The 12,249-nt window shown below is 61.2% G+C and carries 14 protein-coding genes; 8 read left to right on the top strand and 6 right to left on the bottom strand.

The annotated features are described in order from the left end of the window. Positions 1-109 precede the first annotated feature (109 nt). From scpB to ACRESD_RS03715, 4 genes are all read right to left on the bottom strand, one after another. Positions 110-1,036 carry an SMC-Scp complex subunit ScpB gene (scpB, locus tag ACRESD_RS03730; RefSeq protein WP_431749689.1) on the bottom strand — a complete coding sequence of 309 codons (927 nt, stop codon included), beginning with the start codon at positions 1,034-1,036 and terminating at the stop codon, positions 110-112. 12 nt (positions 1,037-1,048) lie between these two features. Beyond that, complete coding sequence (locus ACRESD_RS03725; protein ID WP_164365898.1) at positions 1,049-1,747, bottom strand: segregation and condensation protein A; 699 nt, start codon at positions 1,745-1,747, stop codon at positions 1,049-1,051. A 120-nt stretch (positions 1,748-1,867) separates the two neighbouring features. Beyond that, positions 1,868-2,497 carry an L-threonylcarbamoyladenylate synthase gene (locus tag ACRESD_RS03720; RefSeq protein WP_017139161.1) on the bottom strand — a complete coding sequence of 210 codons (630 nt, stop codon included), beginning with the start codon at positions 2,495-2,497 and terminating at the stop codon, positions 1,868-1,870. 13 nt (positions 2,498-2,510) lie between these two features. Beyond that, positions 2,511-3,374 (bottom strand): PHP domain-containing protein, encoded by an 864-nt coding sequence (locus tag ACRESD_RS03715; RefSeq protein WP_431749688.1) that lies wholly within the window; start codon positions 3,372-3,374, stop codon positions 2,511-2,513. Between the two features lie 87 nt (positions 3,375-3,461). Between ACRESD_RS03715 and ACRESD_RS03710 the strand changes: the two genes are divergently transcribed. From ACRESD_RS03710 to ACRESD_RS03680, 7 genes are all read left to right on the top strand, one after another. Then, positions 3,462-4,058 (top strand): septation protein A, encoded by a 597-nt coding sequence (locus ACRESD_RS03710; protein WP_431749687.1) that lies wholly within the window; start codon positions 3,462-3,464, stop codon positions 4,056-4,058. A 1-nt stretch (position 4,059) separates the two neighbouring features. After that, on the top strand, positions 4,060-4,359 hold the full coding sequence (locus ACRESD_RS03705; protein ID WP_431749686.1) for a YciI family protein: 300 nt from the start codon (positions 4,060-4,062) through the stop codon (positions 4,357-4,359). A 106-nt stretch (positions 4,360-4,465) separates the two neighbouring features. Then, positions 4,466-4,873 carry a translation initiation factor 2 gene (locus ACRESD_RS03700; protein ID WP_431749685.1) on the top strand — a complete coding sequence of 136 codons (408 nt, stop codon included), beginning with the start codon at positions 4,466-4,468 and terminating at the stop codon, positions 4,871-4,873. A 7-nt stretch (positions 4,874-4,880) separates the two neighbouring features. After that, positions 4,881-5,558, top strand: coding sequence for a response regulator transcription factor (locus ACRESD_RS03695; RefSeq protein WP_431749684.1), 678 nt, complete (start codon positions 4,881-4,883; stop codon positions 5,556-5,558). A 190-nt stretch (positions 5,559-5,748) separates the two neighbouring features. Further along, on the top strand, positions 5,749-6,213 hold the full coding sequence (locus tag ACRESD_RS03690) for an LTXXQ domain protein (RefSeq protein WP_083357026.1): 465 nt from the start codon (positions 5,749-5,751) through the stop codon (positions 6,211-6,213). 66 nt (positions 6,214-6,279) lie between these two features. Further along, positions 6,280-7,623: a sensor histidine kinase gene (locus ACRESD_RS03685; RefSeq protein WP_431749683.1), complete on the top strand. Its 1,344-nt coding sequence runs from the start codon at positions 6,280-6,282 to the stop codon at positions 7,621-7,623. Between the two features lie 40 nt (positions 7,624-7,663). After that, positions 7,664-9,013, top strand: a complete 1,350-nt coding sequence (locus tag ACRESD_RS03680; protein ID WP_431749682.1) for a CoA transferase — start codon at positions 7,664-7,666, stop codon at positions 9,011-9,013. A 104-nt stretch (positions 9,014-9,117) separates the two neighbouring features. On the opposite strand, the gene ACRESD_RS03675 is transcribed toward ACRESD_RS03680, so the two are convergent. Continuing rightward, positions 9,118-9,981 (bottom strand): DNA-3-methyladenine glycosylase family protein, encoded by an 864-nt coding sequence (locus ACRESD_RS03675; RefSeq protein WP_431749681.1) that lies wholly within the window; start codon positions 9,979-9,981, stop codon positions 9,118-9,120. Further along, positions 9,978-11,405, bottom strand: a complete 1,428-nt coding sequence (gene arcD / locus ACRESD_RS03670) for an arginine-ornithine antiporter (RefSeq protein ID WP_431749680.1) — start codon at positions 11,403-11,405, stop codon at positions 9,978-9,980. Before arcD ends, ACRESD_RS03675 begins: the two co-directional genes overlap by 4 nt. A 435-nt stretch (positions 11,406-11,840) precedes the next feature. On the opposite strand from arcD, the gene ACRESD_RS03665 reads away from it, so the two are divergent. Next, the coding region (locus tag ACRESD_RS03665) for an amino acid permease (RefSeq protein ID WP_431749679.1) at positions 11,841-12,249 on the top strand (409 nt) is incomplete at its 3' end.

The following is a 12,249-nucleotide window of genomic DNA, read 5'->3' as shown; positions in this document are numbered from 1 at the left end:
GGCTTGCTCCCGATGGCGGTGGGTCAGTTGATACATGTGTTGATTGACACACGGCTATCGGGGGCAAGCCCCCTCCCACATGGGTTCTGTGGTGGCCGTTGGATTGGACTCAGTCTTCGAACTGGCGGCGCTCGTTTTCGATGGCTTCGGCCAGGGCCCGGGCTTCCTCTTCTTCGTCGCTCAGTGGCGGCTGTTCGAGAGCGGCGACGGCGGCCAGGAGTTTTTCCCGGGCTTCGGCGATGCCGAGGATATCTTCCTCCGGCTCAGGTTCGGGATCTGGCTCTGGCTCAACGTGTTCCCGAGGTTCAGGCTCGACCGCACCATCACGCAGCAAATCGTCGAAATCGGTCTTGATGCCCTGCTCCATGTCGTCCAGTTCCAGCAACAAGGTATGGAAACTGGTCTCGTCCTTGGGCTCCTCCGGCTCGGCGCTGGCATCGGCCAATTCCTGCAGGCTTGCCGGGACCGGAGCGTCGTCGAAATCCAGAACCGGCTCGGCTTCCATCTCACGCAGCTCGGCGAGCGGTGGCAAGTCGTCAAGATTTTTCAGGTTGAAGTGGTCGAGAAACACCTTGGTGGTGGCGAACATCGCCGGTTTGCCGGGCACGTCACGGTAGCCAACGATGCGAATCCACTCGCGCTCCAGCAAGGTCTTGACGATATGGCTGTTGACCGCAACGCCACGTACATCCTCGATCTCGCCCCGGGTGATCGGCTGGCGATAGGCGATCAGCGCCATGGTTTCCAGCATCGCTCGCGAATAACGCTGTGGGCGCTCTTCCCACAAGCGACCGACCCACGGGGAAAATTTCTCACGGATCTGCAAGCGATAACCCGACGCCACTTCACGCAGTTCAAACGCGCGGCCTTCGCAGGACTTGCGCAGAATCTCCAGCGCCTTCTTGAACACTGGCGGCTCAGGACGCTCGGCTTCTTCAAACAGTTCGAACAGGCGCTCCAGGGATTGCGGCTTGCCCGAGGCCAGGAGAAAGGCTTCCAGCAAGGGCGCCAGTTCGCGGGGTTCAGTCAAATTCATCGATTCAGCTCTTTATTCGGCTCGCGCCCGCACGTGGATAGCCGCAAAAGGCTCATTCTGGACCAGCTCGACCAAGGACTCCTTGACCAGTTCGAGGATCGCCATAAAGGTCACCACCACCCCCAGACGCCCTTCTTCAGCGGTGAACAGTTCAACAAAGGGTACGAAGCCACCGCCCTTCAGACGCTCAAGCACATCGCTCATGCGTTCGCGTGTCGACAGCGCCTCGCGACTGACCTGGTGGCTTTCGAACATGTCGCCACGGCGCAGCACTTCGGCCATGGACATCAATAGCTCTTCCAGGCTCACGTCCGGCAACAGCTTGCGCGCCCGCGCTTCCGGTGCATCCAGCTTGGGCACCACCACGTCGCGACCGACCCGGCTCAGGCCGTCGATACCTTCGGCGGCGGCCTTGAAGCGTTCATACTCCTGCAGGCGGCGGATCAGTTCGGCACGCGGGTCGTCCTCTTCGGCTTCGACCGTCTCCGAGCGCGGCAACAGCATGCGCGACTTGATCTCGGCGAGCATGGCCGCCATCACCAGGTACTCGGCAGCCAGCTCCAGGCGCACCGACTGCATCAATTCGACATAGCCCATGTACTGGCGGGTGATTTCCGCCACCGGGATATCGAGGATGTTGATGTTCTGCTTGCGGATCAGGTACAGCAGCAAGTCCAGCGGACCTTCGAAAGCCTCAAGGAAGACTTCCAGAGCGTCCGGCGGAATGTACAGGTCCAGGGGCATTTCCATGACCGCCTGGCCATAGACCATGGCGAACGGCAGTTCCTGTTGGGCGCCGGCCTGGGGATCGACGGCTTCCACGGCCGACATTCAGGCCTCGACCATGAACGGCGTAGGGTCGCCGCAGCCAACACGCACCACTTCCGGTTCGCCGTCGGCCAGGTTGATCACGGTGGAAGCCTTGTTGCCGCCATAGCCGCCGTCAATGATCAAGTCGACATGTTTTTCCAGCAGGCGACGCATTTCATAGGGGTCGTACAACGGCTCTTCTTCACCCGGCAGGATCAGCGACACACTCATCAACGGCTCGCCCAGTTCAGCCAACAACGCCAGGGCAATCGGATGTTCCGGTACCCGCAGGCCGATGGTGCGCTTTTTCGGGTGCAGCAACAGGCGCGGCACTTCGCGGGTGGCGTTGAGGATAAAGGTGTAGGGCCCCGGTGTATGCGCCTTGAGCAGGCGGAAGGTGCCGGTGTCGACCTTGGCGAACAGCCCCAACTGGGACAGGTCGCTGCAGATCAGCGCAAAGTTGTGATTCTTGTCCAGATCACGCAGGCGCCTGACCCGCTCGACCGCACTCTTGTCGCCGATCTGGCAACCGATAGCGTATGAAGAGTCCGTTGGGTAGATCACCACACCACCGGCGCGAATAATCTCCACGGCCTGTTTGATCAGGCGCGCTTGCGGGTTTTCCGGATGAATCTGGAAGAATTGACTCACGTGTTCTACCTGTTCAGACGGTGGCAGTAATGGGGTCATGTTTGAATCGCACCGACAAGAGCGGCAGGTCTTCAGGTACCTGGCGATACTCGCCGATTTCGGACCACCCACCTGGGCCATGAAAATCACTGCCGGCGCTGACCAGCAGACCAAATTCGCGGGCAAGAATCGCCAGGCTGCCGACCTGTTCGGCGGGTTGGTGCCCGTTGACCACTTCGATTGCGTGGCCGCCCGCTCCAATATAGTCGCCAATCAGCTTGCGGCGCTTGCTGCGGGTGAAATCGTAATGCCAGGGATGCGCCAGGCTGACCCAGGCCCCGGAGGCCCGCAGGGTCTCGACGGTGTCTTCCAGGGTCGGCCAGTGCAACTTCACATCGCCCAGCTTGCCGGCGCCCAGCCACTTGCGAAAGGCTTCGGCGCGGTCTTTGACAAAACCTTCACGCACCATCCAGTCAGCAAAGTGCGGCCGGGCCGGTGCGTTGCCGCTGTCGCCTAGCTCCTGCTGGATAGCGCGGGCACCATCGAGGGCGTTGGGCATGCCTTTGAGGCTGAGCTTGCGGCTTATTTCTTCGGACCGCAGCCAGCGGCCATCGTGCAATTGAGCGATGGCCTTCACCAGTGGCGGGGCGGCTTGATCGAAACCGTAGCCCAGCACATGAATGGTGGCGCCGCCCCAGGTGCAGGACAATTCCACGCCATTGACCAGTTGCATGCCCAGGGCGTGGGCGGCTTGGCGGGCCTCATCCAGGCCTTCAAGGGTGTCGTGGTCGGTCAACGACAGGACTCGCACGCCTTTTTCAAACGCACGCGCAACCAGTACCGCGGGCGCCAGGGCGCCGTCGGAGGCCGTGCTGTGGCAGTGCAAATCAACATTCACGGGGGTATGTAACCTCAAGTCAGCTGGCGCTTTCGCTACCAAGGATGTTTGTTATTATGCCGCCACATCCAGCTTCTGGCTCTTACTGTGAAACAATTCATCGACTTCATCCCGCTGTTGCTGTTTTTCATCGTTACCAAACTCGACCCCAGGGTCATCGACATCGCCGGTCACGAGCTGTCGTTCGGGGGCATCTACAGCGCCACCGCCGTACTGATCGTCAGCTCGATCGTGGTCTATGGCGCCATCTTCATCTCCCAGCGCAAGCTGGAGAAAAGCCAATGGCTGACCTTGGTTGCGTGCCTCGTATTCGGCGGCTTGACCCTGGCCTTCCACAGCGAAACCTTCCTTAAATGGAAAGCCCCCGTGGTGAACTGGCTGTTCGCCCTGGTGTTTATCGGCAGCCACTTCATCGGCGACCGCCTGTTGATCAAGCGAATCATGGGCCATGCACTGACCCTGCCGGAGCCGGTGTGGACACGTTTGAACGTGGCCTGGATCGTATTCTTCCTGTTTTGTGGTGCCGCCAACCTGTTCGTGGCCTTTACCTTCCAGGACTACTGGGTCGACTTCAAGGTCTTCGGCAGCCTGGGCATGACCGTATTGTTCCTGATCGGCCAGGGTATCTACCTGTCGCGTCACCTGCATGACACCGCCCCTACCACGCCGAAAACCGAGGACTGACATGCTCTACGCCATCATCGCCACCGACGTCGCCAACTCCCTGGAAAAACGCCTGGGCGTACGCCCGGCCCACCTGGAGCGTCTGAACGTGTTGCAAGCCGAAGGCCGCCTCGTGCTGGCTGGCCCGCACCCGGCTGTCGACAGCAATGACCCGGGCGCGGCCGGTTTCACTGGCAGTCTGGTCGTTGCCGAGTTCGCCTCCCTGGAGGCGGCACAGGCGTGGGCCAAAGCCGATCCGTATGTGGCGGCAGGTGTCTACGCTGACGTCGTGATCAAGCCGTTCAAACAAGTCCTGCCGTAACCCAAGGAGCGTCGAACCTATTCGGTTCGGCGTACTCCTAATGACTCATCATTCCCGGTAACCTGCCGACAACGTTCTGAATATTCGTGTGGAATCAGGAGTTCCGATGCGCTTACGTCAGTTGTGTCTGTTGGCAGTGTTAATGATCGGGGCTACGGCCCACGCTGAAGAAACCTCGAACACCGGCAGCTCCACGCCCCTGTCCTTGAGTACCGGCGCCCAGATCACCGAGTTGCAGCAACGCTTGAAAGAAAGCGAACGGTTGCGGGATGAACTGAGCAAACAACTGCAAAGCGCAGATGCTGCCCGCGAAAGCGCCCAACTGAATCGCTTGCGCCAGGAGAACCAACGCCTGGTCCAGCAACTCAAAGAAACACAGGGCGGTGCCTTGACCCGTTGGCTGACCGAACAACAACAGTGGTTCGTCACCGGCGGGGCAGTCGCGCTGATCGCCTTGCTGTGCGGGATCTTCGCCAGCGGTGGGCACCGTCGCCGTCGACAATGGCTAAATTGAGTGAGTCATGAGCGAGCTGTTACTGATAGATGATGACCAGGAGCTCTGTGAGCTGCTGACCAGCTGGTTGAGCCAGGAGGGCTTTCACGTGCGCGCCTGCCACGACGGCTTGAGCGCCCGCAAAGCCTTGGCCGACGCCGCCCCAGCGGCCGTAGTGCTCGACGTGATGCTGCCCGACGGCAGCGGCCTGGAATTGCTCAAGCAATTGCGCAACGACCACCCGGAGCTACCGGTGCTGATGCTCTCGGCCCGTGGCGAACCGCTGGACCGCATCCTTGGCCTGGAGCTCGGTGCCGACGATTACCTGGCCAAACCCTGCGACCCGCGGGAACTCACTGCCCGTCTGCGCGCCGTGCTGCGCCGCAGCCACCCGGCGGCCGTGTCGACGCAGATGGAACTCGGCGACCTGTGCTTCAGCCCGGTGCGCGGTGTGGTCAGCATTGATGAGCAGGAGTTCGCCCTCACCGTCTCTGAAAGCCGCCTGCTGGAAGCCTTGCTGCGCCAACCCGGCGAGCCGCTGGACAAGCAGGAACTGGCGCAGATTGCCCTGGGGCGCAAGTTGACGTTGTACGACCGTAGCCTGGACATGCACGTCAGCAACCTGCGCAGGAAGATCGGCCCGCACCCGGATGGCCGGCCACGGATCGTGGCGCTGCGCAGCCGCGGCTATTACTACAGCCTCTGAACACGCTGCAGAACCTCTGTGGGAGCTGGCTTGCCTGCTCCCACATTTGACCTCCTTGATCTCTAGGGTTTTGTCAGCTTCGATAAAAACCCTCTTTACCCAAGCTTTACCGTCCCCTGACCGCCGCTGACCTTGATCTCCGTAATCTACTCACATCCGGACTCACCGGAATAGAGACAGGAGAATCACCATGCGCAAGACCCTTATCGCTCTGATGTTCGCCGCTGCCCTGCCGACCGTTGCCATGGCCGCCATGCCAGAAGGCCCAGGCCCGATGGGCGGCCCTGAAGGTCACATGATGGGTGGCCCGGGCCACGGCGGTGAACACGGTCCACGCGGCAAAGGCGGCCCATTCAGCCAATTGGATCTGAGCAAAGAGCAGCGCCAGCAAATTGGCAAACTGATGGGCGACCAATGGCACGCTCGCAAAGACCTGGTCAAAAAGTACCTGGACAAACTCCCAGCCGCCGACCAGAAAGCCATGCAGGATGAGATTGCCGCCGGCAAACAGAAAACCCAGGCCGACATCCGCGCCGTGCTGAAACCCGATCAACAGAAGAAATTCGACGAGATCGTGAAAAAACAAGCCGAACGCCGTGCCGAGTGGAAGGAATTCCAGGCCTGGAAAGCCCAACAGCCGCAAAAAGCGCAATAATGATCTAGCTGTACGTCCCCAGCCCAGCGGTTTCCCCGCTGGGCTTTTCCTGTTTGAGGGTTTCCTGTGCGCTCATTGTTCTGGCGAATTCTGGCCAGTTTCTGGCTGGCCATCGCCCTGGTTGCCGGGTTATCGATCCTGCTTGGGCACATGTTGAATCAAGATGCCTGGATTCTCAGCCGTCATCCGGGCCTCAACAACCTGGCGCAGGAGTGGACCCAGCTCTATGAAGCCCAGGGCGAGGATGCTGCCCAGGACCTGCTGCAACAGCGCAAGCGCCAATACCACATCGACGTGCAAGTGCTGAACGAAAGCGGCGACCCGGTGGTACGTGGCACCTTCCCACGCCGTGCCGCCGCGTTCGAAGCCCGACAGAACGACAGCAAGGACGGCCACCTGCCATGGCGACGGCTGACGGCCGAGTACACCAGCGAAAAAACCGGTGACACCTACCTGCTGATCTACCGCATCCCTCACCCGGAACTGGATGCCTGGCACCGCAGCAGCCTGATGTGGCCGCTGAGTGCCTTGGCGATTGCCCTGGTGGTGCTGACCTTGTTCAGCCTGCTGGTGACGCTGTCCATTACCCGTCCGCTCAGCCGTCTACGTGGTGCGGTGCATGATCTCGGCCAGGCCACTTACCAGCAAAACAGCCTGGCGCAACTGGCCAACCGCCGCGATGAGTTCGGTGTGCTGGCCACTGATTTCAACCGTATGGGCGCGCGCCTGCAAAGCCTGATCGGCAGCCAGCGCCAGTTACTACGCGATGTGTCCCACGAACTGCGCTCGCCCCTGGCCCGCTTGCGCATCGCCTTGGCCCTGGCCGAACGCGCCAGCCCTGAAGAGCGCGAGCGTCTATGGCCACGCCTGACCCGCGAATGCGACCGCCTGGAAGCACTGATCAGCGAAATCCTGGTGCTGGCCCGCGTGGATGCAGACAACGCCAGTGCCGAAGAGGTCGACCTGAACCCGCTGCTCAAAACCTTGCAAAAGGACGCCCAACTCGGCGCACCAGAGCAGGAAGTCGCCCTGAGCGCCGACACCGACCTGCACCTCAAAGGCTGGCCGACCATGATCGAGCGGGCCGTGGATAACCTGCTGCGCAATGCCCAGCGCTTCAACCCACCGGGGCAGCCCATCGAGTTGCAGGCCCAACGCCAGGGTGAGCGCATTCTGATCAGCGTGCGCGACCATGGCCCCGGCGTTGAGGCCGAACACCTGAGCCAACTGGGCGAGCCGTTCTACCGCGCGCCCGGCCAGACCGCCCAGGGCCACGGCCTGGGCCTGGCCATCGCCCGGCGTGCAGCAGAACGCCATGGCGGCAGCCTGCTGCTGGCCAACCATCCCGACGGCGGTTTTATTGCCCGTATCGACCTGCCGTTGGAACCGGGGGTTGTCACACCGGTGTGATGATCTTCTATAGTGGCCCTTCTCTTACGGAGGGCCTTTGATGACTGACCTGCTGACTCCCATCCAAGCCGCACTCGATCTGCCGCAAACACCACCAACCTTTACTGAAACGGGCGCCCTGCCCTCAACGTTTGCCGTGACCGACCTGGCCAGCGCCAGCATCGGCGCCGCCGGCCAGGCCGTCGCGCAACTTATCCAACAACAGACCGGGCGCTTGCCCAGTGTCACGGTGGACCGGCGCCTGGCATCCTTCTGGTTCTCGTCTTCGATTCGCCCGGTGGGCTGGCAAGTGCCGCCGCTGTGGGACCCGGTGGCAGGCGACTATGCCAGTGCCGATGGCTGGATTCGGCTGCACACCAATGCGCCTCATCATCGTGCAGCCGCCGAGCGGGTGTTGGGCAAAGTCGCCGACCGTGCCGACATGGCCAGCAAAGTAACTGCATGGAACGCCGCCGAGCTGGAACAGGCGATTGTCGACGCCGGCGGTTGCGCCGCACAGATGCGCTCCTGGCAAGCCTGGCAAACCCACCCTCAAGGGCGAGCGGTGAATGCCGAGGCATTGGTGCAGCGACGAACCTTCGACACCCTCAGCGATAAACCCTGGTTCGGCTCGGTCGCGCGCCCCTTGGCCGGCGTCAAGGTGCTGGACCTCACCCGCGTATTGGCCGGTCCCGCAGCCAGCCGCTTCCTGGCGGGACTCGGTGCCGACGTGCTGCGCATCGACTCACCCAGCTGGAACGAACCCGGCGTGGTGCCGGAAATGACCCTGGGCAAACGCTGCGCCCGTCTTGACCTGAAAAGCACCGAGGGCCGACAGCTTTTCGAAAGCCTGCTCAAGGACGCCGACATCCTGTTCCACGGCTACCGCGCCGACGCCCTGGAGCAATTGGGCTACAGCGCCGACGAACTGCAACGGCTGGCTCCCGGCCTGATCGACGCCAGCCTCAACGCTTACGGGTGGAGCGGGCCGTGGCGCAACCGTCGTGGTTTCGACAGCCTGGTGCAGATGAGCAGTGGGATTGCCGATGCGGGCATGGCTTGGCAACAGGCGAATAAACCGGTGCCGCTGCCGTTGCAGGCGCTGGATCACGCCACCGGGTATTTGCTGGCGGCCAGTGCGATTCAGGCGTTGAGTGAGCGCCTGAAAACCGGGCGTGGCGGTTCGACGCGGTTGTCGTTGGCGCGCACGGCGAAGTTGTTGGTGGAGGCTGGGCAAGTGCCGAAACAGCCGGCACTTCGCGCTGAGGCACCGAACGATCAAGGCTTGGTGGTGGAGCAGACGGCCTGGGGCCCTGCGCATCGCCTACTGGCGCCGCTGTCCATCAGTGGGACGCCATTGCAGTGGGATTTGCCGGCAGGTGAATTGGGTTCACACCGACCGCAGTGGTGATCTGAGGACCGCTATCGGGGGCAAGCCCCCTCCCACATTTTGATTGGTGAGCACATTCAAGTGTGGGAGGGGACTTGCCCCCGATGAGGCCAGTACAAGCACCCTCAATCCCCTCGGCTCAGTGATGTCCATAAATGCTGCGCCGCATAAGCCCGCAACGGCCGCCAAGCCTCAGCGCGCGCCAACAACTGCCGCGCCGAAACCGGCCCACCCTCCAGCGCCGCCAGCGCATTGATCAATCCGATATCGCCCGACGCAAACGCATCCGCCTCGCGCATCTGGCGCATGGCGATGTAGTGCGCGGTCCAGTCACCAATCCCCGGCAGAGCCACCAGCCGCGCCACGCCTTCCGGGAGGCTGGCCTTGGGCTCGAACACATCGGGATCATCCAGCAAGGCCTGGGCCACCCCCGACAAGGTACGCCCCCGTGCCTTGGGCATGCCCAAGGTCGCCAGGTCTGCCTTCGCCAGGACTTGGGCCGTGGGAAAAATGTGTGTGATACCCGCATGGGGCGTTTCCACTGGCTGACCGTATTGCGCCACCAACTTGCCTGCCAAGCGAATCGCCGCAACCACCGTAATCTGCTGCCCCAACACCGCACGAATCGCCAGTTCCACCCCATCCCAAGTGCCCGGAACACGAAGGCCAGGGCGTGCGGCAAGCAGTGTGGCCATCAACGGGTCGACGGCCAGTTGCGCGCGGATCAACTCGGGCTGGGCATCCAGGTCAAACATCTTCCTCAAGCGCCTCTCGATCTCGGGGAACGCCTGCGCGTCAGGCAACGCCACGTCGACCTCCAGCCAATCACCCGCACCCGGCGCCACACTGATCCAGCCCTGCTGCCCGCCGACACTGATGCTGCGCCGATAAATGCCGTCGACTACCGTCTCCAATCCGGTAATCGCGCGCATCGCCAGAAAATCCACCATCGCCGCCCAGTCATAGGGCGGCTGATACGCCAGTCTCACAACGACAACACCCCGCTGTACAACCCGTACGCCGCCAACCCTGCGCCGGCGATCACGCCGCTGAAAATGCCTTTTTCCATCAGGGTAAACAAGGGACGACCCTGCTCGCGCTTGGCCAAGGCGAACAGAATCACTCCCGGCGCGTATAGCAATGCCGACAGCAGCAGGTATTTCAGCCCCCCGGCGTAGAGCAGCCAGATGGCATAGCTGAGAGCGATCACCCCCACCAGTAAGTCCTGCATGCGGCGGCGTTGGGCGCCTTCATAGGTTTCACCGCGTCCGCTCAGTAGCACGGCATAGGCCGCTGACCACAGGTACGGCACCAGAATCATCGAAGACGCGAGGTAGATCAGCGTGGTGTAGGTGCTTTGGGAAAACAGCGTAATCACCAGGAACACCTGAATCATCACGTTGGTGAGCCACAGGGCGTTGACCGGCACCTGGTTGGCGTTTTCCTTTTTCAGGAAGGCGGGCATGGTCTTGTCCTGGGCTGTGGCGTAAAGGATCTCGGCGCAGAGCAACGCCCACGACAGCAAAGCCCCCAGCAATGACACCGCGAGCCCGATGCTGATCGCCATCGCGCCCCACGGCCCGACGATATGCTCCAGCACGCCCGCCAGAGACGGGTTCTGCAGTTGCGCCAACTCCGGCTGGCTCATGATGCCCAGGGACAACACATTCACCAGCACCAGCAGCGCCAGCACGCCGAGAAAGCCAATCACCGTGGCCCGCCCCACATCCGCGCGTCTCTCGGCCCGCGCCGAGTACACGCTGGCGCCTTCGATGCCGATAAACACGAACACCGTGACCAGCATCATATGGCGCACCTGATCCACCACGCTGCCGATCCGCGGGTTGCCCAGGCCCCAGATGTCGCGGGTGAAAACATCCGCCTTGAACGCCACGGCGGCGATCACGATAAACATCAACAGCGGCACAATCTTCGCCACCGTGGTGATCTGGTTGATGAACGCCGCCTCCTTGATTCCGCGCATCACCAAAAAATGTACCGCCCACAGCAGCAACGACGCGCAGCCGATGGCGACCGGCGTATTGCCCTGGCCGAACACCGGAAAAAAGTAGCCGAGGGTACTGAACAGCAACACGAAATAACCGACATTGCCCATCCACGCACTGATCCAGTAACCCCACGCTGACGAAAACCCCATGTAGTCGCCGAACCCGGCCTTGGCATAGGCATACACCCCGGAATCCAGTTCGGGCTTGCGGTTGGCGAGGGTCTGGAACACAAAAGCGAGGGTCAGCATGCCGACCGCAGTGATGGCCCAACCGATCAACACAGCCCCCACCTCGGCGCGGGCGGCCATGTTCTGTGGCAGGGAGAAGATCCCACCACCAATCATCGAGCCCACCACCAAGGCAATCAGGGCACTGAGTCGCAGTTTCTGCGCCGGTTGGGACATGAACACTCCTGAATGAACAACAACTTGAGCTGACAACTGCGCACTCAGCTAATTAACTCAGCGAGTGTAGCGTTTATTAGAGATGGCGATAAAACCCATACGCTCATAACGTAATGGCATGTCATTTAATAAAGTTTAGGCTTATTTAGAATTTAAATACTGCAATCTTGAGCACCTCCTCAAACATCGTTCAAAAAGTTTGCACATTCGAAAATACGGTCTAGCTTCAAACGTCCATGCCCCTGACCAATTGATTAACCACAAGGGAGAGAGCGCTCTAAAAAGCGCCTCTTCGAGGATTTCCATCGCCCACGAACTCCCACCCTAAGTCATTAATTCACAATGGAATGTGCCAATGAAGTGATCTGAGTCAGCTGTTTGATTAGCGCACGGAATTATTCTGTGGTCTCTCTTCTCCTGCATTGGAGTCATGCAATGTCTGAAACTCCCGGAAAACTTCGACTCGGCGCGTTGGTTGCACTTGTCGTGGGCTCGATGATTGGTGGGGGGATCTTTTCCTTACCCCAAAACATGGCTGCCAGTGCCGATGTAGGCGCTGTTTTGATCGGCTGGTTCATCACTGCCATCGGCATGCTGACCCTCGCTTTCGTGTTCCAGACCCTCGCCAACCGCAAGCCCAACCTCGACGGTGGTGTCTACGCCTACGCCAAGGCCGGTTTCGGCGACTACATGGGTTTCTCCTCCGCCTGGGGTTACTGGATCAGTGCCTGGCTGGGTAACGTCGGCTATTTCGTCTTGCTGTTCAGCACCCTCGGTTACTTCTTCCCGATCTTCGGCGAAGGCAATACGCCTGCCGCCGTGATCGGTGCATCGGTGCTGCTGT

The sequence above is a fragment of the Pseudomonas sp. genome (assembly GCF_050739995.1).
Classification (GTDB): Bacteria; Pseudomonadota; Gammaproteobacteria; order Pseudomonadales; family Pseudomonadaceae; genus Aquipseudomonas.
Note: the sequence above shows the minus strand (reverse complement) of the source record. Positions and strands in the feature narration are given on the sequence as shown.

What these genes read in the sequence shown, in the direction of transcription:
- ACRESD_RS03695 (WP_431749684.1), top strand. Translation starts at nt 4,881, where the DNA reads ATGAGCGAGCTGTTACTGATAGATGATGACCAGGAGCTCTGTGAGCTG.
- arcD (WP_431749680.1), bottom strand. Translation starts at nt 11,405, where the DNA reads ATGTCCCAACCGGCGCAGAAACTGCGACTCAGTGCCCTGATTGCCTTG.
- scpB (WP_431749689.1), bottom strand. Translation starts at nt 1,036, where the DNA reads ATGAATTTGACTGAACCCCGCGAACTGGCGCCCTTGCTGGAAGCCTTT.
- ACRESD_RS03690 (WP_083357026.1), top strand. Translation starts at nt 5,749, where the DNA reads ATGCGCAAGACCCTTATCGCTCTGATGTTCGCCGCTGCCCTGCCGACC.
- ACRESD_RS03700 (WP_431749685.1), top strand. Translation starts at nt 4,466, where the DNA reads ATGCGCTTACGTCAGTTGTGTCTGTTGGCAGTGTTAATGATCGGGGCT.
- ACRESD_RS03680 (WP_431749682.1), top strand. Translation starts at nt 7,664, where the DNA reads ATGACTGACCTGCTGACTCCCATCCAAGCCGCACTCGATCTGCCGCAA.
- ACRESD_RS03705 (WP_431749686.1), top strand. Translation starts at nt 4,060, where the DNA reads ATGCTCTACGCCATCATCGCCACCGACGTCGCCAACTCCCTGGAAAAA.